The organism is bacterium (Candidatus Blackallbacteria) CG13_big_fil_rev_8_21_14_2_50_49_14, from assembly GCA_002783405.1.
Taxonomy (GTDB): domain Bacteria; phylum Cyanobacteriota; class Sericytochromatia; order UBA7694; family UBA7694.
Genome location: PFGG01000066.1, coordinates 21,771 through 44,567, shown reverse-complemented (window position 1 = coordinate 44,567; position 22,797 = coordinate 21,771). Strand labels below are relative to the sequence as shown.

Below are 22,797 nucleotides of genomic sequence, written 5' to 3'. Positions count from 1 at the left end.
TGCTCTTTTCTGCGGAAAAATACACGCAGTTTTATTTCGTTTTCCTTTTTTCATACATCCTTTTGCTCAGAACCTGACCTATGACCGATTCTTTGCATATTGCACGTCTTTCTCCCGGTTTTGAAATTGCCGGACGTTATGTGCTGATTGAAGAGGTTGGCCAAGGGGCTACAGCTACCGTTTTCCGCGCCATGGAAATAGAGACCGGACGGATCCTCGCGATTAAACACCTGACGCTTTTGCCGAGTATGGCGCCTGCTGATTACGAAATGCGTATTCTGCGTTTTCGCAATGAGGCTTTGACCATGCAATTGCTCAATCATCCCCATATTATGAGCGTTTACGATTATCTTGAAATTGAAAATGATTATTTCATGGTGGTGGAATATCTGCAGGGTTTGAGTTTGAAAGAATATGTTGAACGGCACAGCCCCAGTCAACGTGAAATTCTGCTTTGGATTGATCAATTGCTCGATGCGCTGGAGTATTCTCATTCCAAACATATTATTCACCGGGATATCAAACCCGATAATTTGATGATCATCATGGGCAAACAGGTAAAACTGCTGGATTTTGGCATTGCCAAAATTGAAGGCCAGAACCAGCTCACCACCGATGGCAGCATGTTGGGAACCTTGGCCTATATGTCGCCTGAGCAGATTCAAAACAGCCGTTTGATTACCGCTCAAAGTGATATCTATTCTGTGGGTGTGCTGATGTATGAGGTTTTTACAGGTCAAATGCCTTTCAATGCCACCAATCCAGGTACGGCTGTGCTTGAAATTTTTAGCCGGGATGCCGTTCCCCCCATGAAACTGAATCCGCGTATTGGCCCTGATCTCAATCAATTGATTCTAACCTGCATGCAAAAATTTCCCCAGCACCGTTTTGCTTCCTGCCGTCAGTTCAGTCAAATGCTTCAGGTGGTTTTACAACAGGCCTATGCCGAAGGCCAGAAGCCGCCTTCGGTGAGCAGTCCTGCTGTTTTGCCCAGAATTCGTATGTTTGAGCAGTTCCGACTGATTCAGGCGATTGAGCGTTTGATTGAGGCCAAGGTCGATGGGCAGTGTTTGGTCTGGAATGCCTGGCAGCAAGCCTCGATTGGCTTTACCCAGGGGCTGATTCGCTATGTGGATATTAAAAACAAACATTTGGGTGGCGATTTGCTCTTGATGGATATTTTGGCCTGGGAAAGTGGGAATTTCTGTTTTATCCCCGGGCTTGAGGCTTTGGGTTCGGGGCAACATATGGAGCTTGAACAGAAAGTGCTTTTGGCAGATGCCCATGCCTATTTAAAGGATGTTGAAGGTTTTTGGAGCAATTATCAGGACATGGACATTCCTGAGATTATTATGGAACCTGCGCGGGGGGACCAATTCTCGGCTCCGGCCTTGGCTTTGTTGGGCTGGGTAGATGGTCAGCGCTGTTTGGGACAGATTTTTGCCCATATGCCCCATGACCGTCTTTCTGTGATTTGGGGTTTACGTGAACTGGAAGATCGCCATTATCTCTTCCTGGATCGCCAACGCCCGAATCAGGAGTAAGCAGTGCCAAGCGGGAAAACCCATGACCGGATTACCTGGCTGACAGCCTTGCCCGTGATGGGCGGAGGGTGGTTTATTACCCAGGATCTGCGCGCGCTTGCCTGCCTGGGCGGTGCTTTTCTTTTTGCCGGTTTGATGTTCAGTGGAGATCTCGATACAAAAAGTGTACAATATAAGCGTTGGGGCTGGTTTCGGTGGATTTGGATCCCCTATCGTAAACTGGTTCCTCACCGTTCCCCTTTTTCACATGGACCTGTTTTGGGGGTTTTAACCCGCTTGGTTTATCTGAGCCTTTGGGTGATGCTCTTGTTTTTCAGCCTAACCCGTTTGGCTTTGGCTTTCAACCAAAATCGGCTGGTGGAACAAGGGGTGGGCTTGGCAGAAGTTTTTGCCGGGATGATGACCCATCCTGTCTATGCGGTAATGGGGCTGGCGGGCTTGTGGCTAGGGGGGTTTAGTCATACCTTGGCAGATGAGTTTGTGTCTCTGCTCAAGCGGATCAAGCGTCGAAAATTTGCCCGACGCGGCGCAAAAAAGCGTAAGCGGGCCTAAAGAAAATGATAATTTTTGTTTAAGATAAACAAGAAAACAGGCACAGGTGGCTATGAATAGATCAGTCAGATCAGAGAGCACGATCACGCGGAGGTTTCTCAAGTGAATATTTCGCCCCAATATCCGGCCTACGGAGCCCCTGTTCCTACCTATGGAAACCCCAACGGCCCCTATGTCCCCTCTGGTCAGGTGCCCTATGGCTCTCCTGGCTATGCCAATGATGTCTATCGCCCCACAGGTCCTTACCAGACAGGTTATGTTCAAGGTGCTTCCGCAGCCTATGGTGCCTCCAGCTCGATCAGCAGTGCCGCCAGTGGGATTGGCAATATTTTTACCTCTCTGACCAGTATTATTGCCAAGATCTTGAATACCATTGTCAGCCTGGTTGTAAAAGTCATTAAAGGTATTCTTGGTTTCTTTGGCATTGGCAAAGACAAACAAAAGCAACAGCAGCCTCAACAGGGCCAACCTCCTATGCCCGGAGGTGCGCAGCCTGGAATGATGCCTCCTGGAGGCTCCATGCCCCAGGCACCTCCCGGAACCGATATCAATCAGGCCCGTCAGGTTGTTGCCGGTGATTTGCAACAGGTACAAGATCCCGGAACGGCTTTCCGCCATATTGATCTTCACGCTAAAAAAGCTTTGGATAACCGCCGTCAGGCTGAAGAAGAAGCCCGCCATGCTGAATCACTGGCCCAAGAGGCTTCTGTTTTGGCACAGCGAATCGAACAGAGCCAGGGCCGTATGCCTCCTCAACAGCTAAATCAGACCCTGAGTGAATTGGAGTCCAAAAAGAGCCAGGCACTTGAGTCTTTAAAACGTGCTGAAGAGTATACCAAGGCGACCTATGATGAAGCGCTTTACGCCAATCTGGCCATGGATGAGCTTCTGCCTCGTTTCCCACAGGTTCCCGCTTTGGCACAGGATGCCAATCGCACGGTTCAGGATGCCTGGAAAGCCTGGACCACAGGCGTTGAAGAAAGCCAGTATCTTTTCTTTACCAAGAAATTACCGGCTGCACCTGAAGTCTTTACACGCTCGGTGGGGACCGTGACGGCCTATCTCAATCAGGTAGACCAGATCCTCGGCCGGGTTGTCATCCAGAGGTAAGTCAAGATGCCTTCTGTACAACAACCCGCATATAATACGCCAATTCCCGGAGCAACGCCCGGTCGTTCACCTGTTTCTCCTTTTGCACGCAACGGTGAAACGGGTGCTCCAGGGGGGTTCAATGCCGACAGTGTACAAACCCAGCCCATGGCAAGGGGTATTCAGCCCAATATTAACCTTTTGCACGATAAACAATCTCAGCTTTCGCCTTTTCACCGGCCTGATGGCAAACCGGTTGATTTCTTGGAACAGCCTGCCACGGCACCTGGAAAACCCAACCAGCCAGCTGAACCCGCTAAAATTGTGTTTACCTTGCCCAAGGATATTCCCGAAGGGCCTGCCATGGCCAATATTGAGCAACTCATGCAACAGGAGGCCCAGCAGGTGCAATCGCCACAACAGGCTGTACAGTTGATTGCTGCTCACAGTGATGCCTCTAAGCAGGCCCGTGAAACCTCTAACCGGATTACCTGGGGTGCCCGTTATTATGCCACCCAGGCAGCTGAAGCTGCTGAACAGATTCATTCCCAGTGGAAACAATTGGATCCTCAGCAGAAGCAGGTTTTAATGGCACGTGTTACCGAATACCGTGATCAGGCTGTGGGTTTACTCAATGAAGCCAAGAAGCACGGGATTACCACCTATAACGAAGCCTTAAAAGCCAATCTGCTTTATAACCAATTCTTTACAACGCAAGGTCCTTTTATTGAAACCATCAGCCCAGAGGATCGCCAGCAGATCAAAGCTGAACTGGATGATGCCTGGAGCCGTTGGAATGGTTCCTTCCAAAAGGAATGGCAAGGTCAGATGGTTCAAGCCAAAGGCATTATGACGATTATTGACGAAACCTCTGCTGAAGTTGCCAGTCATTTGCACCGTATGAATTCGGTTCTCAGCCAACTGAATTGATGCGGCCTGAATTTCAGCCCCAGGTTATTCCTGGGGCGTTTTCGTTTTTTGCGTCTCGATCCGCCTGGTTTTGTGTTGTGCTGAGGGCGATTCAAGCAGCCATCAATCAAGCATCCTGAGCGCGTTTCTCAAATAAATAATGGTAAACCTGCCATTCCTGGCCTTGGCTGTGCCCGAAAAGTTCGGCACAGGCCATGAAAAAGATGCGCCAATAGGCCCACCAGCGTGTGGTATTTTCTTTGCCATAGGTTTCGGCAAATAGCGGCAGCAGATCTTGTTTGTGTTGATCCATACGGGCCAGCCAGGCTTCACTGGTCTTTTGATAATGTTGCCCATTCACAACCCAAAATTGAATCGGTTCAAGTGGGTCACAGCAATTCAAAAGCAGATCCTGACTGGGCATGGTGCCGCCACTGAAAAAATACTTGGCCATCCAGTCGCGGGGATGCTCAACTTCAAACAGGTAGAGATGCTCACGGTGACCAAAAATATGGATAAAAACTTTGGCGTTGGGATAGAGCCAGGTATTCATCCGTTTAAAAATCTCAGGGTAATTGCGCAGATGTTCAAACATTTCAACGGAGACGATTCTGTCAAATTTCTGCTCGGGAGCAAAATCGTTGATATCAGCCGTGATAATGTTTAAATTTTCAAGCCCTCTGGCCTGGGCCCGTGCTTCAATAAACTGGCGTTGGCTGTGGGAATTTGAGACCGCTGTAATCTGGCTTTGAGGATACTGCTCGGCCATATACAGGCTGAGGGAGCCCCAGCCACACCCCAATTCCAGAATGGCCTGACCGTTGCTGAGTTGGGCCCGTTCACAACTCAGGGCTAGCATTTTTGCTTCAGCTTCCGCCAGTGTTTCTTGACCTGTCGGCCAAAAGCCACAGCTGTATTTTAAATGGGGACCCAGTACTTTTTCAAAAAAAGCGGCAGGTACTTCGTAGTGCTGCTCGTTTGCTTTTTCGGGCACTGCTGCAACGGGAAAGCTTTCCAGCCGTTGCAGCAAATTTTTGCGCAGGGTTTCTTTGCCGGGCTGGTTCAGGCGGCGCAGGTGCTGACGATTATAAAAGCGAATGCCAGTTCGGATCAGCGAATCTGGAATTCTATTTTGTTTGAGTAGATTTTGATACCACATGATCTCACCATCATAGGGCCTGATCCAGGCTTTTGGCAATTGCGCTATTGTTTGACGTTCCCCGTGCGGATCGCATACGATAGTACCATTCTGCTACAGGCCAAAGATGGAGAACAGACCGTGCGAGTCATTAAACGATACGACAATCGTAAACTTTACGATACCCAAACCAGTAAAACTGTGAATCTTGGCGAGATCGCCGATATGATCCGCCAGGGCGATGATATTCAGGTGGTCGATAGCCAGGGACATGATATTACCCCTAAAATTCTGGGGCAAATCTTTCTTCAGGAGAACCTTGAAACCAAGCAGCTTTTTCTGAATAAATTTGTGCTGCAGGGCCTGATTCAGGAAGGTCAGAATATTGAGTCGGTGATCAAGAAATTTCTTTTGGGCGGCATTGGCTTGGCCTCTCTGACCCATGAAAAACTTGAAGAAATTGTGAACGAATTGATTAAACGCGGGGAACTGGCCGAAGACCAGCGTGCCCGTTTTATTAAAGAAATGCTTGAAAAAGGCTCAGAGAATATTCACAAGGTCATGGACAAGGTTTCAAATCCCAGTGAAAAAGCTGAGGGAGAAGCCGAAGATACTTCTGATCAGAGCAAAGCAGATCGAATTTCCTCTTTGGAACAGCAGATTGCAGCTTTGAAACAGGAATTGGAGGGCTTGAAATCTCAGAAAACAGGGTCCTCTGCTGCCAAAGAATAAGTTTTTGAGTACAAAGCCCTAAGCTGGTTTTTCGGTTTTATTTTTTTTGACAGGGCCCGCACTTCTTTTTTTCGCAGGAGCTTTGGGCTTTGTGGCTTTTTCTGAACCGGTAAAACTGAAAGGCACATGGTGCAGCAGACGCACCTCTTTCTGACGCAGGGTTTCTGTCATTTCTGCCAAAAGGAGCATTTCGGTTTCTTCCAGGCGTCCCAAGCCTTGTTCACGAATCAGCCAGATATCAATCGGATAATCCAGTCCATAAGCTCCCACCTGAATGGTTTCATCAATGACCTTATAGGCCAGAAGACTGGCGCTTTCAAGGCTGAGGGAGGTGTTTTGGTATTTTTGCATCAGGGCATAGGCAAAATTCGCGCCATTGCCACTGGCAAAAAGGCTGGAAATCCATTCGGGGGTGCCACTGCTGGTGATATGCAGCATGCGCGGCTCTCCCTGATGGTACTCGGCAAAGATAAAATCTCCGGGGTGGAGTGAAAGCAGCAAAGAAGGGTCAGCCTGAACGAATTCTGTGAGCACATCCAAATCCAGTAAGGTGCGTACAGACTGCTGTACCATCCGTGCCAGGGTATCGCGCAGTTCATTCAGAGAATGTCGGTTGGGAGCCGATTCTATTGCTTCTTGAACGCGCTGAATCAGAGCAATTTCGCCGGCGCCGGCCCAGGCACACTGATTGTTCAAGGGGTAAATTTTGGGGCCCGTGGTGCGTACTTCACCGCTGGTATACTGGGTGTCTGAGGCCAGAACAATGCCTTGTGTTGTGGGAATGGCCAAGATCAGCGTCATGTAAAAACCCGCCTTTTTTTTTCAGTATACGTCAATCATGTTAAATTACTATACATGCTCAAATTAAGATATCGTTTTGAAACAAGCTCTTTTTTACAGATTGCTCTGGCCCGTTCCCTGGCACCCTGGTTGGCGGGGCATTTTGATTTAAAACTTGAAAGCGCAGGGCCTTTGCTTTCGGCTCCTGAACTCTATGGCTTTTTTTCACGCCCACTCTTACAATCAGAGCTTTGTCTGCATACAGGGCTTGCTTTTCAGCCCGATCCAGCCTGTGCCAATCTTTTTTGGTGGTCAGGAGGCGCTTTGCCTGCGCATGAATGGCTGCTGCAGATCGATGAACTCTGGAGCATGACCCCTGGTGGGGCTGAAGAGCTCAAAAAACGCTATCCTGAAAAACCCGTGCACTATCTTCCCCCTTGCCTGGAACTCAGCCATTGGCAGACAGATGCTCCGCTTCCTGCTGAACTTGAGCTTGAGCCTGAACAGCGTTTGCTGCTTTGGCAAAGCCCAACCTCCGATGGGATGGAAGCGGTTTTAAAGGCTTTTATTCCGGATGCTTTGAAGGCTCCTGATGTGGTCTTGCTTTTGCAGATCGATGCTGTCTCGGATGATTTTGAAGATGGGCTGATGGAGCAGATTGCTGCCTTGTGCGAAGAGCATGGCATTGCTGAGATGGAACAATTAAATATTCATACCCTGATTGGTCCCCTGGCCCCCGAAGCCTGGTTGGGGCTGCTCCAGCGCACGGCGGTTCTGCTTAATCCCGCTGAGCCGCTTCTGGTTTTGGCAGCCAGAGCGCTGGGCAAGACGGTGCTGGCGCCTGTGGGCCTGCTGACAACGCAAACAGGGGTCTTGCTCTGGGAAGACGATTCAGAAGCCAATCGCCAGGTGCTGCGTCAGGCTTTGGAGCTGACCACCTCGGCTTTGTCTGACCTCGCTGCTTTTTCTGTTGAGCTTGTCGGCCCCGAGCTGCAGGAACGCTTGAACCGTTTACCTGCGCTGATTGATTTGCCTACCCGCCGTGAAAAGGCGAAGGCTGAGCGTTTGAACCGGGCAGCTGCTGAACGCGAGGGCCGTAAACAAAAATACAGTCTGTTTCACTCAGATTATCAGGCCGATGAAATGCAATCCCGGCGGGCCTGGCATGCCCGCTATGCTGAATATTTTAAGGCTGTCAGGGCGGATGTGCTGGATATTGGCTGTGGTTCCGGGATTTTTCTTGAAATTCTCAAAGAGATGCAGATTCCGGCCTTTGGCATTGACCCCGATCCTGATATGGTGGACGTTTGCCAGGAGTTGGGCCTGCAGGCGCTGGCGGGTGATGAACGGGTTTTGGCTGATTGTGTCGAGAACAGTCTGGGCGGAATTCATGCCAGTCATATCATTGAACATATCGATGGGCAGCGGGCGATTGCCATGGTTGAAAATGCATTAGCGGCACTGGCCCCTGGTGGGCTTTTGCTGATCCGCACCCCCAATTGGCGCAATCAAATGGTGCGTCATGAGGGTTTTTGGTTGGATATTACACATATTCGTCCTTATCCGCTGCCACTTTTACAACAAGTGCTCAAAGACGCCGGTTTTGAAGTGACGGCAGCTGGTTTTGAAGAGTTTGGCTGGAACGATACCTTTATTGTGGGGCGAAAGCCTTTGTCTGGAGAAAAAGCATGAGTAGCAAAGCGGTCATTCTTTTGGGAGCTTCCCTGATCATGATGGGGGGCGCTGCCATGGTTCGCTATTCCGTGGAAAGCCCGGTGCCTGTCAGTGAAGTATCTGTGGCAGGGTTGCAAGCTCAAAAAACCAGTCAAGCCAGTGCCGAGCCGATACGACCTTCAGCTCTACCCACTGTCTCTGCTGATGCTGAATGGCGAGCCCGGGTTCGCCAGGCGGTGGCTTCGGCCAATCCCTCTTCTGCTCCCTCTTCAGAGGCTTCTGGGAACCCCAGTGCTTCTGGCAGTCCTGGCCCCGCTGGAACCCCGACTCCGATTATGCTGCTGGATCACAGACCCTCTGCTTCTCCCAGCGCATCGGCCAGTGTTGCGGCCAGCCCCATGCCCTCTCCTTCAGGGCCTTTGGATTTAAAAACCTTGCATGCGCAAGCGGTTGTGGTTGATACCCATGTTGAAACCCCGCTTTTGTTGACAGAGACGCGTACCAAACTGGATAAAAATCCCCGTGGCCAAGTGGATTTACAGCGCTTGAAAGAGGGCGGCGTCGATGTGGTTTTCTTTTCGGTATTCGTGAATCCCTGGCGCTACCGCAAACTTGCCAAAAGTCAGGCTGATTTTATTATTAAAACGATCAAACAGCAGGTGGCTGCGCACCCCGATAAAATTGAGCTGGCCTATAGCTATCCCGATATTCAGCGGATTGTCGCGCAAGGCAAAATTGCAGGGCTGATGGGCATGGAGGGGGGCGACCCCCTGGGCAGTTCGCTTGACAATGTGGATTATTTTTATAAACAGGGGGTGCGCTATCTGAGTCCGACCTGGAGCACCCATACCCTTTTGGGCGACAGTGCCAGCCAGCGGCCCCGTTGGAAGGGCTTGAGCAAGTTTGGCAAAGAAGTAATTCAACGCATGAACAAGTTAGGCATGCTGGTAGATGTTTCACATATCTCAGATGCTGCTTTTTATGATGTGCTCAAGACCTCCACTCAGCCCGTGATTGCCTCTCATTCGGGTATTCGTTCGGTGAGAATGCATGCCCGCAATCTCAGCAATGAGATGCTTAAATTATTGGCCGACAAGGGGGGAACCGTAGGAATTTATTTTTATCCTCCCTTTATTGATGTGCGCCGCAGCTCGAATCTGGCCAAGGTCGTCGATCATATCGACGCCGCTGTCAAATTGGTGGGAGCCAGTCATGTCGGCTTGGGTTCAGACTTTGATGGGCTGGATGCGCCTCCTCCCGTTGGGCTTGAAAATGCTGCCAAATTTCCTGCAATTACGGCTGAATTGCGTAAGCGGGGATACTCAGATACGCAAATCCAGCAGGTTTTGGGGGGCAGTTTTATGCGTGTCTTTGAGCAGGTACTGCGCTAAGCCTGGTTTTCGGGCGCGCGTTGTGACAAGACCATGCGTCTGAAAAATGCAGAAAGTTCAGCATAGCCTGGGTTCGGATCAAAAATGATCGCGTTATGGGCCTTAATTTTTTCAGCGATTTCTTTGCGCCAGACCCTGTCCTGCCCCAAACGGCAGGCAATTTCAATATATTTTTCGCCAGAGTCTGCAAGACACTCCTTGAGCCCCATTTGCTGGTAAAGCCCTGACACAATCCGGGCCCGCATCAGGGGGCCTGGCCAGGTCACGATCGGCAATCCCAGCCCCAAAGCCTGATAAGCCACGGTGCCAGCCCCAAAATGCAGGCTGTCTAAAATGACATCGGCTTGGAGCAGACGCATGAAAAAGGTCTCCTGATCGCTCCAGGGCAGAAAGCGGATGCGCCCGTGCAGATCGGGCAGGCTATGGGTAACGCGTGTGGCGAGTTTTTCATGCCAATCATGGTAGCGGGCACAAATCATGACCACCACGGCCTGGGGATCTTGCTCCAGGATTCCTTTTAGCAGCGGATCCATGTCTGGATGCATTTTGAACAGGCTTTCAGGTAAAAGATAAACGCGTTGATCCTGGGGGTATCCCAATTCACTGCGTGACAGCAATTTTGAGGGGAGCTGTGGGCAAGGGATTGAGAAAATCGGATTCTGCGTGCAGAAAAGCTTTTCAGTGTAATGATTGGGCGCTCCAGGAGGCTCAAATAGGTGACAGGAGATAAAATAATCAAGGGTTGGACTGCCACTGCTGACGGGGTGCCCGGCCAGTAGGCATTGCAGAGGAGCCAGGCGTTGCAGGCTGAGAAGATGGGTCAGATTTTCAAGACCGATTTCTGGGTAAATCAGGATATCCAGGTTGGCTTTCAGCAGGGTTTCGCTCAGCTTTTCAAGGGCTGTCTGTTTGGAAAGATCCACAAAGGAGTGAACCTGTTCTTTGAGATTTGCGGTGATCTGATCCTGAAAGGGTTGTGCAATTTGAAAACAATAGACATCAAAACCATTGGCTTGAAGATAGGGCATAAGTTGACCAAAACAGCTCATGATCGAGTGTTGATAAAAATGAGCAGAGACAAACCCGATCCGAATTCTGTTGCGCTTGGCTGGGCGGGGTTTGAGCGCCGGGGGATGCGGTAGTTGGGATTTCCAGAAGGCAGCTAGCTTTTCAGCCAGGGAATGGTTGTCCAAGCCCTGATAGGCCAGCAGAAAATTTTGTGTAAAGCCTGATATGCGTGTGTTTTCAGGGGCTGATGGTTTGTTGAATTTGTGCAGAAGATAATCCAGATTACGCGAATAGCGTTGATTCCAGGCTTGAATTTCTTCTGTGCTCTGATAAATCCAGGGCAGAAGCGTGGCGGCACGTACTTCGAGCCAGGGGTCTTCGGGTTTTAGCTTTTGGGCCTGTTGGTAGAAATACAGCGCTTCTTCGGGATCGGAGGCCTGTTCAGCGCATTCACCCAGCCGGGTATAGAGATAGGAACGGCTGACGCCTTTGCCTTTTAAAGCCAGTTTGAAAAAGAAACTGGCGGCGAGACGTTGATGTTCCTTCAGAAAAAATTGGCCCAGATTCAGATATTCTTCGGCCAGTCGTGGATAGAGCGCGATTGCTTTTTGCAGATGTTCGATGGCTTCAGGTTCCTGTTTAAGCCAAAACAGACTGAGGCCCAAGTGCTTGTGGTATTCATAATTCAGAGGACGCAATTGAACGGCTTGTTTCAAGACCTTGGCGGCGTTTTCCAGATCGTCAGTGGCCAGGGCAATCACGCCCCAGGCATTGAGCGCCTCAGGATAATCTTGCCGAATCTCAACGGCTTGTTGATAAAAACGCAGGGCTTGGGTCTGGTGGCCTTCCTGTTGAAAGATCCGGCCCAGCCAATAATAGCCTTCTGCACAAAGTGGATCAAGCTTCAGGGCCTGCTGAAAATAGCGTACGGCGTGTTCTAATTGACCGGTCTTGAAAAAAAGATGGCCCAGTTCCAAATGGCAGGTGCTGTCTTCGGGTGCCTCCTCAAGGGCCTGGGTCAGCAGTTCATGGGCTTGCTCCAATTGGTCCTGATACCTGTGTATTCGTGCCATAGCACAGAGTGGAGCCACCCCTTCATGGGGGTGCTCCCGATAATATTGTGCATAGGCGGCAAGGGCTTCTGGCCATTTTTTATTTTGGGCGTAGGCTTCGGCCAATTGGTAGAGGGAAGGGCTTTGCATGCATTTTATCCGTGCAGAAGTCTCGCTGAAATTATAGCAGAGATTCAGTTATTACGGGCAATCCAAGCTATTTCTTGGAGAATGGTTTCTTCTGGTGCAAAGCGCAGGGCATTGCCGCGTGGGGGAAGCTCTCTGTTCAGAAATCCTGGCAGGTCACAGTTGTCTGGTGTGGCGAAAAAGCTCACACGGGGAAAGTCTTTCAGCATTTCTCGGCAAATCGGCAGATCTGAGGTCAATACAGGCATGCCCCAGCTTGCCATTTCGCAGACCATCACACCTTGGGCATCCAGACGGGTGGGCATCAGGGCGGCCCGATACTGGGCGAGGATGCCCGGTATTTCTTCCTGGGTACAATAGCGGTTAAACCAGCGCAGATTGGGCAAGGGGGGGTGAAACTCAAAGAAACGTCCCTGTCCATAGAGATCGAATTTCAGTTCGGGATAGTTCTTTGCCAATTGATAGACCTGATCGACTGCGTATTTGGGCTCATCCAAGGGGCGAAGGGTCACAAAGTCAGCTTGGGGGGGTGTGGGTTCTGACCATTCGGTGTTTAAAAAAATAGGATGGGCAGGATTGGGGATAATCACAGATACCCCCTTTAGCATTTCTGCAGGCAGCGGGACAGATTCCAGAAAGGCCTGTTTCATCCAAGCGCTGACAAAAATCAGCTTGATTTTGTTTCGTGGAATCCAATGCCGAAGGCAACGCGCTAAAAACCAGACTTTGAATTCATCATAGAGGCGATCTGACAGACGTTTCAATCCAGAGGGCTGAGGCAACCAGGGATAGGGGGCGGGGTAATAGTTTTGTTTGATCAGGACTTCATGGCCATGAATGACCCATACCAATTTTTTCCATTTTTGAGGGCAACTGAGAATCAGCCTGAGATGATTGCGCAGATTGGGGGCATGGGAAACCCAGACGTCATAGACTTGAGACACTGATTTCAACGCTGATTCAGGCAAGACTCTGACACCCTCATGCAGATAGCTTTCCTGACAGGCAAAGGAGAGAATGTCCACATGCCAGCCCTGACGCAGGTAGGTGAGTACCCTGGCGTGAACATAGGCTTGGTTATAAGGTTTGGCCTTTGAGGGGTAGGCTTGAACCAGTACGAGAATGCGCATATCTCTTATCTTACACGAAGCGAGCCCCCAAATTATGTTACACTCCAATCACGTTTTTGCGCTTCAATTGAAAAGATCTGACAGGATAGCTTACCCATGCGCATGCTCTATTACGGGGTCTTTGATGGACGCCGCTGGCGCTCTGAATACCCCATCAAAGAGGCTTTTGAAACTTTGGGATATCAGCTTTGGCTTTCAAATTTTCGCAGCCGCCTGCCCTGGAGAATTTCGGCGGATTGGAAGAAAAACAAAGCCCGTACTGATTTGGTTTTTATTCAGAATGGCATTCCTTTTCCCGTGGACATGATGCAGCAGTTTGACTGCCCCGTGGCTTATCTGGCGTCTGAATTCAGCCTGCAATCTCAAATTCATCTTTTGCAGTCTAAGCGTCCCCCTGATTTTGTTTTGGCCCACAGTGAACAGGTTTTTGAATGGTGTCAGCACCACCAGATTCCGACACGGCGCATTCACCATGCCTACAATCCCCATTTTTACAAACGTTTGGAGATTCCCTATCTCTATGATCTCTGTTTTATTGGAGGCATGACTCCCCGCAGGCTGGCTCTTTTAGAGGCGTTGCAGAAACATTTTAAGGTGAAAGTTGCGACCTCTTGGAAACCCGCCGAAGTCAATCAAATTTATAATCAGTCCCGATTGGTTTTACATATTCATGCCCAAGAGGAGACCTATTTACCCACCCGCTTTTTTGAGGTTTTGCCTACCCAGGGCTGCTTTTTAACCGAGGACTTGGGCCAGAATGAGGTTCCTGAATTGAAGCCGGGGTATGTCAGCTGGAAAGATCTCAAGGACTTACTTGAAAAAACAGAGTTATTGTTGAAAAATCCAGAACAGCGCCAGGCACTGGTTGCCCAGGCCAATGCGCTTGCGCCTGAACATACCTGGTTGGCGCGGATTCGTGAATACGATCAGATTTTTAAAAGTCTGAAAGGGCTTGCCTCTCAATGAAGCGGATCAGCGTGCTGGTTCCGATCCGCAATGAAGCGCAGTATATTGAGCGCTGTCTGCACAGTATTCTCAATCAGACGCTGCCTGCTGAAGCGATTGAAATTTTAGTAATTGACGGTTTGTCGACTGATTTGACTCCTCAGATTCTCAGCCGTTTGCAGGCTGAAGAACCACGGATTCAAGTTTTGGAAAACCCTGCGCAGACTGCTCCCTATGCCATGAATATTGGACTCAGGCATGCTACGGGAGATATTTGGGTACGTGTCGACGGACACTGTGAAATCGCCCCCGATTATCTTGCCCTGTGTTTGCAGGTGCTTGAAGAAACAGGCGCGGGTTGTGTCGGGGGGCGTTTGAATAATGTGGGGGAAACCGCTTGGGCCCGTGCCATTGCCATGGGGATGAGTTCTCCCTTTGGGGTTGGCAATGCGCTTTTTCGTTATACACAGACGGCCTGTGAAGTCGATACCCTGGCGTTTGGCGCCTATCGCCGTGAAGTGCTTGAAAAAGTAGGCCTTTTTAATGAGGCCCTGACGCGCAATCAGGACGATGAATACAATTACCGCGTACGTGCTGCAGGGTATCGGATCTGGTTGGATCCACGTATTCAATCCACTTACTATACCCGGGGATCTTTGCCCACCCTCTGGAAACAATACTACCAGTATGGCTATTGGAAGATTATTGTTTTGCGTGAGCATCCGGGAAGCCTTCAATTGCGTCATTTGATACCTGCCTGTTTTGTTTTAAGTCTGGCAGGCGCATTGTTGCTCAGTATTTTCAGTTTTTGGGGCTGTTTTTTACTGGGCGCTATTGGAGGGGCTTATTGTCTTGCTGATCTTTACTTCTCAGCTCGGCAAGCATGGACGCAATTCCGCTATTTTCCGGCTTTGTTGTTGATTTTTCCGACTTTGCACCTTGCCTATGGCGTGGGATTTCTTGGGGCGCTTTTCAGCTTCTTGCTTGGGAAAAAGCTCTCGGATTACAGTACAAAATTGACCAGGTAGTAATAGAGAAAAGGGGCCAGCAAGAGGTAACTGTCGATGCGGTCGAGCATGCCGCCGTGCCCAGGAATAAAGGTGCCTGAGTCTTTGACATTGGCATCGCGTTTGATCAGTGATTCGATCAAATCACCGACCTGTCCCAAACAGGCCGCTCCAACCGCAAGAATCAGGGTATGGTACCAGGGCATGGGCAGCCATTTGCCAAAGAGCGCCGCCAGTAAAAAAGCCATGCCGACACTGGCGGCAATTCCGCCAATCGCACCCTCACGGGTTTTATTGGGGCTGAGATGCTGAAAATAAGGACGTTTACCCAAATATTTACCTGCAAAATAGGCGCCAATATCTGAAAAAGCCACGCTGGTCAGGCACCAGATCAAAAAATATTCACCCTGGGGAATGGAGCGCAAGAGAATAAAAAAGCAGGGAAACCACCCCAGATAGGCGATTTGAAACAGGGGTGAAACAAGCTCAGGAATGGTGGCGCGGGGCAATAAAAATAGGCAACGCGTGATCAAGATCAAGCTGGAAAAAATCATCAGCATATTCAACAGGGAGATTACGGGGGCATGGCCCACGCTCCAATTGTCCACGATTTTAGAAAAATCGGAGTCGACTAAAAAATAGACAACGCTCAGCAGTATGACATTGATCAGTGCAGGCAGGACGAATTGAACCCGGTAGCCTTTAACCTGCAACATGCGGTGCAATTCGTGGGTGCCTGTGACCGATAAAAAGATCACCATCAGCAGCCAGGCCAGCTTAAAAAATAAGACAGATAGAATAATAGCGGCGCCGACGACGACACCGCTTAAAATTTTGGTCAATAACAAGGGATCAGTGTTCCATGATCTCGACTTCTTTATCTGCCGCAGCTTTATCCAGTGCGTCAATAAAGCGATCTGTCAATTTTTGAACTTCTTCCTGATGATCCTTGGATTGATCCTGGGGCAAATGTTTGTCTTTTTCCAGCTTCTTGATATGCTCAATGGCATCCCTGCGCACGTTGCGCACAGCCACTTTGCCATCTTCGGCAATTTTTTTTGCCAGTTTGACAAATTCGCGGCGGCGTTCTTCGGTCAGGGGCGGAATGTTCAGACGAATCACCTTGCCGTCATTGGAAGGTGAAATGCCCAAATCTGATTTTTGAATCGCCCGATCAATTTCTTGCAGGGCACTTTTATCATAGGGCTGAATCACCAGCATCCGTGGTTCAGGAACAGAAACAGAGGCCAATTGCTGCAAGGGAGTGGGCTCTCCGTAATACTCCACATGGATCCGGTTCAAAATCGCCGGATTGGCACGTCCTGTACGAATCGATTGAAATTCAATCCGAATACTTTGGAGAGATTTCTCCATTTTTTCTTCGGCTTCCATTTGAATAGTCAGTACTTCTTCCTGAAGATCTTCACTCATGTTTCTTGCCTCCTACCAGTGTGCCGACGGTTTCTCCCATGACGGCACGTTCCATATTTTCATCTTCCAATTTGAAAACCAGGATCGGAATACAATTTTCCATGCACAGAGAAATGGCCGTGGTATCCATGACCTTGATTTCCTGTTTGATCACGTCCATATATGAAATCTGGTTATACCGCGTAGCATCCGGATTTTTGACCGGGTCACTGGTATAGACACCGTCTACCTTGGTGGCTTTAAAAATCACGTCTGCGTTGATTTCTGCGGCCCGCAAAGCTGCGCCTGTATCTGTTGAAAAATAGGGGTTGCCGGTTCCTGCTGCAAAAATAACGACCCGCCCTTTTTCAAGGTGGCGAATCGCCCGGCGACGAATAAAGGGTTCGGCGACCTTGCTCATTTCAATGGCGGTTTGTACGCGGGTAATGACCCCTTCTTTTTCGAGCGCATCCTGAAGGGTCAGAGCATTCATAACGGTTGCCAGCATGCCGACCGTATCGGCGGTGGTGCGATCCATGCCTGCTGCGCTTCCTGCCAGTCCGCGGAAGATATTTCCCCCGCCGACGACAATTGAAACGCCTACGCCATGAGAGACAACGGCCTTGATTTGCAAGGCTACGGAATGTACCACAGCAGGGTCAATTCCGTAGCCCCGGTTTCCCATCAGGGCTTCGCCACTCAATTTGATCAGAATCCGTTTGAAGACGGGGCCTTGGGCTTGGGTCTTCAGATCTTCTGTCAATTCAGACGAAGTAGGCATGAATTTTAGCTTTCGCCGACAGAAAAACGTACGAAACGTTTGACCAGGATCTTTTCGCCAATGGTAGAAATGGACTTATTGACCAGATCCGCAATTTTGACGGAAGGATCTTTGACGAAGGGTTGATTCATCAAGCAGATTTGCTCGTAGAATTTTTCAATACGGCCTTCGATGATCTTTTCGCGTACATTTTCAGGTTTAGAAGCCATGTCAGGCTGGGCCATCAGGATATCTTTTTCCTTATTGACCAGATCAGCAGGCACTTCTTCTTTGGATACATACTGGGGAGCACTGGCTGCGATATGCATAGCAATATCTTTGGCCAGGGTTTTGAAGTTCTCATTGCGAGCGACGAAGTCGGTTTCGCAATTGAGTTCCAGTATGACCCCAATTTGGCCACCCATGTGGATATAAGACTCAATCATTCCTTCAGCAGTGGTGCGGTCTCCGCGTTTTGCAGCGTCGGCCAGACCTTTCTTGCGCAGAAATTCCTGAGCTTTTTCAATATCTCCACTGGTTTCCACCAGGGCTTTTTTACATTCCATCATCCCAACCCCGGTTTTTTCACGCAGGGTTTTGACTAAATCAGCAGAAATCGTTGTCATGATTAATCCTTTCTCAAATCCTTCGCAGATTCCTAGACCTGTCCAACGACAGCGGCATCTGCTTCCACGCCAGTGGCTTCTTCAGCACTTGCTTCTTCAGCAGGAGCGGCAGCTTCAGCACTTGCCTCTTCGGCAGGAGCAGCAGCTTCAGCGCTTGCTTCTTCAGCAGGGGCAGCAGCTTCCTGTTCAGCCAAAGCAGCTTGAGCCATCATTGCGTCTTCCACATCCTTGGCCATGCTCCGGCCTTCCAGAACAGCGTTGGCCATCAGGGAGGAGATCAGACGAACGGCTTTGATAGCGTCGTCATTGGCAGGAATAGGATAATCGATCACGTCAGGATCACAGTTGGTGTCTACAATCCCGATAATGGGAATACCCAGTTTGCGGGCTTCTTCAACAGCGATATATTCTTTCTTGGGATCGACGATATAAACTGCATCGGGCAGTTCATTCATTTCAAGAATACCACCGAGTACCCGGTCCAGTTTTTCCATTTTGCGGCGAAGGTTCAGCGCTTCTTTTTTGGTGCGCATTTCGAATTCGCCTTCAGCTTCCTGTTTTTTCAGATCTTTCAGATAGCTTACGCGTTTCTGAATGGTGCTGAAATTGGTCAACATGCCGCCCAGCCAACGGTGGCTGACAGAAGGCATGCCGCAACGCAGGGCTTCTTCCTGAATGGATTCTTTGGCTTGTTTCTTGGTGCCAATGAAGAGAATCCGTTGACCTTCTTGGGCCCGACGTTTCACTTCATCATAGACTTCATTCAGTTGGTGCATGGTTTTTTGAAGGTCAATGATATAAATACCATTGCGCTCATCAAAGATAAACCGTTTCATTTTGGGGTTCCAGCGGCGTGTTTGGTGGCCAAAGTGGACACCAGCCTCCAGAAGTTGTTTCATTGAGACGACGCTCATGTCATCATTCCTTTCTTTTCACCAGTTCTTGGATTCCGCTTACGGGTAGAAACCAGATGGCAACAGTGCCATAATGGCAGGTTTCAGGATAGTTGCTGTTGTGCGGGATACAATCTGAGTACGTGTGAGATGCAGTATAGCACTGCCCAAGTTACGCATTCAACGCCAACGCAAACGACCCTCACAGGTGAACACCCATAAGCTGAGATTGCGTATCCTTGACTCAGTTTACCTGTTATTGGTGCGAATGTTAATTCGATCTGTGCTCAGAAAAACAGATTTTCAGGCAGAAAATGGTTTTTGTTGCTGCTCTTTGCCAAAAAAGAAGAGCAGGGGGCGATGCACCCTTTTGCTCCAGGAATACTCATTGTGGTGACCGTGAGGATCCTCAAAATAGCGAAAATTCACATTTTCTTCATAGCCATTTTGCAGCAAAGCTTCGCGCATCATGCGGGTTTGGCGAATTACATAGTCATTGGCCTTGGGTTGATGCGAGCCACATTCATAGACGCCGATATCCATCCAGATCCGCAGATCACGGGGGTAATTCTGGGCGTGTTTATAGGCAATGCCATTTCCCCACCAAAAAGATGGCGACATAATTGCGATTTTTCCAAAAATATCTGAATAATGGCGACCCAAATAGAAATTAATCAGGCCGCCCAGGGAGGAACCCATCACGGCTGTATTCTGTCGATCCGCCAGGGTACGGTATTCTTTGTCGATAAACTGCTTGAGTTCCTGCACCATAAAGCGGGCGTATTTTTTGCCATGGCCTCCCTGCATCATTTCGTTGTCGAGGGTCATGGGGGTCCAAGTGTATTCATAGAGTCGGGCGGGCGTATTGTAAATACCCACCACGATGATTTCTTCGAGTTTATTTTGGGTAACGAGTTTTTCAACCGTGTCATTGACTTCCCAGGAGACTCCGGCAAAGGAGGTGCGTGGATCAAAGACATTGTTGCCGTCATGCATATACAGCACAGGGTAGCGTTTGTAGGGGTTGTCCTTGTAGCTGGGGGGCAGATAGACAATAATACTGCGTTCAAATTCGAGGTAGCGAGAGAAAAACTGGCGGTGAAGGCGGATATTGCCGGCCAGGTGGGTTTGCTCGGGGGCGGGTTGCAAAAATTTGAAACCCACAGTTTCTACACTGTGCTCCATGCGGCGCGGCATGGACTCCTCATCAAGATAATGCACGCCCCGGTGGCGGCAGATAAAACGTGTCAGACGCAGAATACGTTTACTAAGCGTGTTTTTAAAACAGATTTCAAGATCCATAGGGCTTACCACTTGCTGCCAGATTTAAGGGATTTTAAAAAGGTTTTGCTTTTGACCAAGGAAGGAATAATGGCAGGCGTGAGATGGGTCATCATTTCCATGGGTTTGTGTTCTTTGATCAAGTCAGCAAAATCTTCATCCAGTGAGAATTGTTTCACTTTCAGAAGGGCTTTGAAGACTGCCTGGGTATTTTCAGGATAGGCTTGGGCCATCAGCTTAAAGGGCAAAGAAGAAATCATCGGGTCTTCAAGATAGCCCTGTATGACTTGCCGCCAGTTTTTGATCCGTTTGAAATCCTTACGTGAAAAGATTTCTTTGAATTTGCCGTACTCCAGCAAAAAGACCATGCCTTCGGTTTTATCATAAATAATCCCCAGGTTTTCCTGGGCTTCAAGATCGGGTAAAAAGTCGAAACTGGGAGAGGGGGGCAATTGATGGTATTTTTCCTGAAAAGCGCGGGCGATGGTGGCACCGGTTTCCTGGCTGCGTTTCTGAAAATAGCGGTAATGGTAAAATTCTCGCATTTTTTCAGGCAGTTCACGGCCATTGAGAATGACCTCGGCACTGCCAAAAAACGAAACAAAATCCTGGTATTCTTCAGCCTGAATCCGGTAGGCCTGAGCGATGCGCTCTTTGTTGTCGATAAACGCCATGCGGGGGTTGTGCAATTGAATTTCGGCGACCAATTCATAAAGCTCATTTTTTTTGCGCGTGGGCAAGCGGTCAATCACGCCTGTAAACAGGTGGTAGTCCTGAAAAGGAATAATTTTGGCAGCAATATACTCACCCTTTTCCAGGGGCAGGGGCGCATCCGGGTTGCCGGCCACGGTATAGCTGACTTCATTGACCAGGTTAAACAGTTCAAAGTGGTTGCCGGGTAAGAGCTGCCGAACTTGAAAAATGCCTTGTATGACCATATGCCATTGCTCGGCCAGCACCAGATCGGCCCCGTCTTCCCAGTTTTTAAGAAAATGCGAGAGGATAGTGCGATGATCGGGCAATAGATATTCGAGCACAAACCAGGTATCAAAGGCGAGGCGTTCATCGTCATTCAGTTCTTGATTGCGCCCCGGAAAAAGCTGTTCAAGGGTTTGGGCATAAAGTTCTGAAAAGTTTTCACGGCCATAATCGACCAGTTTCTGGCGCAGTTGCATGGCTCTGTGTACGAGTGAAACCGGCATTTTTCTAATTCCTTTCAAGCCACTGGCGGGCCACTTCACGATCATCAAAATGAACCGTGCGATCTTTAAATATTTGATAGGTTTCATGGCCTTTGCCGGCAATGATCAACACATCCCCAGGTTGGGCAGCCTGCAGGGCAGATTCAATCGCCGTCTGCCGATCCACTTCGCGGGTGACTTTTTCGGGCTGATCAATGCCTGCCAGAATGTCGTTGAGAATGGCTTCAGGATCTTCTGAGCGGGGATTGTCTGAGGTCAGCCAGGCATGATCCGCCAATTCAGAGGCCGCTTTTCCCATCAGGGGGCGTTTGCTGGCATCCCGATCGCCCCCGCAGCCAAAGACGCAGAGCAGTCGGCCGGGGGTAAACTGGCGGGCTGTTTTTAAAACATTTTCCAGGCTGTCGGGAGTATGGGCGTAATCCACCGCCACAGTAAAGGGGTGGTTTGCTGGGCTGACCACTTCCAGGCGACCTGGCACCCCAGGAATCTGAGCCAGATTTTCAATCAGGCTGGGCAGATCTTGGCCCAAGACCAGCCCGGCTCCCAGGGCCGCCAGCGAATTGAGAATATTATAATGTCCGGGCAAGGCCAGACGCACAGGCCAGATTTTGCCTTGCCAGTGCAGAAGATAGCTCACACCAGCCAGACCATAAACAGGGTCACTGGCGCGCAGATCGGCCTCGCTGCCAAAACCATAGCGCAGAATTTTACCTGAACAGCTTTGGGCAAAACTTTCAGCGTAGGGGTCATCGCTGTTCAGCAGGGCCGTTCCCTGAGCTTTGAGCAGGTGCTTGAAAAGAATTTGTTTGGCGCTGGCGTAAGCTTCCATTGTTTTGTGGTAATCGAGGTGATCCTGGGTCAGATTGGTAAAAATGGCGCATTCAAATTCAAGGGCGTCGAGACGGTGTTGTTCCAGGGCGTGTGAGGAGCATTCCATGGTGACGGTCTGGGCCCCTTCCTGCTGCATTTGCGCCAGAATTTGCTGAAGCTCAGGTGCAAAGGGCGTGGTAAAACCTGTGGGAATTTCGCTGGCGCCAAAGAAGCAGCCCAGGGTGCCGATCAGGCCCGTGGCCTGACCCGCCTTTTCAAGCAGTGAGCGAATCAGATGGGTGGTGGTGGTTTTGCCATTGGTTCCTGTGACCCCTACCAGTGCCAGTTTGCGGCTGGGGAAATCATAAAAGGCAGCTGCCAGCTGGGCCAGGGCCACACGGGTTTCTTCAACGCCGATCCAAGCGATTTCAGGGCTTAGGTCAGATTGTTGCTGCAGCCAATCGTTTTGACAGAGTACGGCGACGGCTCCCTGGGCCAGGGCTTGGGGAATAAACTGATGGCCATCGGCACGCGTACCGGGCAAGCAGGCATAGAGGCTTCCGGCCTTTGCCTGGCGGGAGTCATAGCACAGCCCTGTAATTTCAGGATTTAATTCAGCGCTTTTCAGAGCGGGCAGCGCTTGCAGCAGCGTGTCGAGTTTCATGGCTTTGGACTTTCTTCTGACTGAAAGTACATTCTATCTTAGCACAGGGGGAA

At 49.8% G+C, this 22,797-nt stretch carries 21 protein-coding genes; 9 read left to right on the top strand and 12 right to left on the bottom strand.

Going from position 1 to position 22,797, the window contains the following annotated elements:
* The first annotated feature begins 80 nt into the window (after positions 1-80).
* The 4 genes from COW20_18680 (at position 81) to COW20_18665 (ending at position 4,115) form a co-directional block, all read left to right on the top strand.
* Positions 81-1,544 (top strand): hypothetical protein, encoded by a 1,464-nt coding sequence (locus COW20_18680; protein PIW45852.1) that lies wholly within the window; start codon positions 81-83, stop codon positions 1,542-1,544.
* A gap of 3 nt (positions 1,545-1,547) precedes the next feature.
* Positions 1,548-2,096: a metal-binding protein gene (locus COW20_18675; protein ID PIW45851.1), complete on the top strand. Its 549-nt coding sequence runs from the start codon at positions 1,548-1,550 to the stop codon at positions 2,094-2,096.
* Between the two features lie 102 nt (positions 2,097-2,198).
* Positions 2,199-3,206 carry a hypothetical protein gene (locus COW20_18670; GenBank protein PIW45850.1) on the top strand — a complete coding sequence of 336 codons (1,008 nt, stop codon included), beginning with the start codon at positions 2,199-2,201 and terminating at the stop codon, positions 3,204-3,206.
* A 6-nt stretch (positions 3,207-3,212) separates the two neighbouring features.
* Positions 3,213-4,115, top strand: coding sequence for a hypothetical protein (locus COW20_18665; GenBank protein ID PIW45849.1), 903 nt, complete (start codon positions 3,213-3,215; stop codon positions 4,113-4,115).
* Between the two features lie 106 nt (positions 4,116-4,221).
* On the opposite strand, the gene COW20_18660 is transcribed toward COW20_18665, so the two are convergent.
* Positions 4,222-5,253, bottom strand: coding sequence for an SAM-dependent methyltransferase (locus tag COW20_18660; protein ID PIW45848.1), 1,032 nt, complete (start codon positions 5,251-5,253; stop codon positions 4,222-4,224).
* Here COW20_18660 and COW20_18655 point away from each other — a divergent pair.
* The gene (locus COW20_18655; protein ID PIW45847.1) at positions 5,239-5,964 is read left to right on the top strand and encodes a hypothetical protein; all 726 of its coding nucleotides are present in this window, start codon (positions 5,239-5,241) and stop codon (positions 5,962-5,964) included. The two genes, COW20_18660 and COW20_18655, sit on opposite strands and share 15 nt — an antisense overlap.
* A gap of 18 nt (positions 5,965-5,982) precedes the next feature.
* Here the strand turns inward: COW20_18655 and COW20_18650 are convergent, their stop codons facing one another.
* Positions 5,983-6,765 carry a hypothetical protein gene (locus COW20_18650; protein ID PIW45846.1) on the bottom strand — a complete coding sequence of 261 codons (783 nt, stop codon included), beginning with the start codon at positions 6,763-6,765 and terminating at the stop codon, positions 5,983-5,985.
* A 54-nt stretch (positions 6,766-6,819) separates the two neighbouring features.
* Between COW20_18650 and COW20_18645 the strand changes: the two genes are divergently transcribed.
* Complete coding sequence (locus tag COW20_18645; protein ID PIW45845.1) at positions 6,820-8,436, top strand: hypothetical protein; 1,617 nt, start codon at positions 6,820-6,822, stop codon at positions 8,434-8,436.
* Complete coding sequence (locus COW20_18640; protein ID PIW45844.1) at positions 8,433-9,809, top strand: hypothetical protein; 1,377 nt, start codon at positions 8,433-8,435, stop codon at positions 9,807-9,809. The genes COW20_18645 and COW20_18640 overlap by 4 nt, the downstream gene beginning before the upstream one ends.
* Here the strand turns inward: COW20_18640 and COW20_18635 are convergent.
* Both COW20_18635 and COW20_18630 read right to left on the bottom strand, forming a co-directional pair.
* Complete coding sequence (locus tag COW20_18635) at positions 9,806-12,019, bottom strand: hypothetical protein (protein ID PIW45843.1); 2,214 nt, start codon at positions 12,017-12,019, stop codon at positions 9,806-9,808. The two genes, COW20_18640 and COW20_18635, sit on opposite strands and share 4 nt — an antisense overlap.
* Before the next feature lie 44 nt (positions 12,020-12,063).
* The gene (locus COW20_18630; GenBank protein PIW45842.1) at positions 12,064-13,146 is read right to left on the bottom strand and encodes a hypothetical protein; all 1,083 of its coding nucleotides are present in this window, start codon (positions 13,144-13,146) and stop codon (positions 12,064-12,066) included.
* Between the two features lie 96 nt (positions 13,147-13,242).
* Here COW20_18630 and COW20_18625 point away from each other — a divergent pair, with 96 nt between their 5' ends.
* Both COW20_18625 and COW20_18620 read left to right on the top strand, forming a co-directional pair.
* The gene (locus tag COW20_18625) at positions 13,243-14,112 is read left to right on the top strand and encodes a hypothetical protein (protein PIW45841.1); all 870 of its coding nucleotides are present in this window, start codon (positions 13,243-13,245) and stop codon (positions 14,110-14,112) included.
* Positions 14,109-15,119 (top strand): glycosyltransferase family 2 protein, encoded by a 1,011-nt coding sequence (locus tag COW20_18620; protein PIW45840.1) that lies wholly within the window; start codon positions 14,109-14,111, stop codon positions 15,117-15,119. Before COW20_18625 ends, COW20_18620 begins: the two co-directional genes overlap by 4 nt.
* On the opposite strand, the gene COW20_18615 is transcribed toward COW20_18620, so the two are convergent.
* From COW20_18615 to COW20_18580, 8 genes are all read right to left on the bottom strand, one after another.
* Positions 15,095-16,015 (bottom strand): hypothetical protein, encoded by a 921-nt coding sequence (locus tag COW20_18615; protein PIW45839.1) that lies wholly within the window; start codon positions 16,013-16,015, stop codon positions 15,095-15,097. The two genes, COW20_18620 and COW20_18615, sit on opposite strands and share 25 nt — an antisense overlap.
* Positions 15,951-16,529 carry a ribosome recycling factor gene (locus COW20_18610; GenBank protein ID PIW45838.1) on the bottom strand — a complete coding sequence of 193 codons (579 nt, stop codon included), beginning with the start codon at positions 16,527-16,529 and terminating at the stop codon, positions 15,951-15,953. The genes COW20_18615 and COW20_18610 overlap by 65 nt, the downstream gene beginning before the upstream one ends.
* Entirely contained in the window at positions 16,522-17,289 is a 768-nt protein-coding gene (locus COW20_18605) for a UMP kinase (protein PIW45837.1), read from the bottom strand. Before COW20_18605 ends, COW20_18610 begins: the two co-directional genes overlap by 8 nt.
* A gap of 5 nt (positions 17,290-17,294) precedes the next feature.
* Positions 17,295-17,894: an elongation factor Ts gene (gene tsf / locus COW20_18600; GenBank protein ID PIW45836.1), complete on the bottom strand. Its 600-nt coding sequence runs from the start codon at positions 17,892-17,894 to the stop codon at positions 17,295-17,297.
* A gap of 32 nt (positions 17,895-17,926) precedes the next feature.
* Positions 17,927-18,808, bottom strand: a complete 882-nt coding sequence (gene rpsB, locus COW20_18595; GenBank protein ID PIW45835.1) for a 30S ribosomal protein S2 — start codon at positions 18,806-18,808, stop codon at positions 17,927-17,929.
* A gap of 282 nt (positions 18,809-19,090) precedes the next feature.
* Positions 19,091-20,089 carry an esterase gene (locus COW20_18590; protein ID PIW45834.1) on the bottom strand — a complete coding sequence of 333 codons (999 nt, stop codon included), beginning with the start codon at positions 20,087-20,089 and terminating at the stop codon, positions 19,091-19,093.
* Between the two features lie 5 nt (positions 20,090-20,094).
* The gene (locus COW20_18585) at positions 20,095-21,270 is read right to left on the bottom strand and encodes a hypothetical protein (GenBank protein PIW45833.1); all 1,176 of its coding nucleotides are present in this window, start codon (positions 21,268-21,270) and stop codon (positions 20,095-20,097) included.
* 4 nt (positions 21,271-21,274) lie between these two features.
* Positions 21,275-22,744, bottom strand: coding sequence for a UDP-N-acetylmuramoyl-L-alanyl-D-glutamate--2,6-diaminopimelate ligase (locus tag COW20_18580; protein PIW45832.1), 1,470 nt, complete (start codon positions 22,742-22,744; stop codon positions 21,275-21,277).
* Positions 22,745-22,797: the final 53 nt, after the last annotated feature.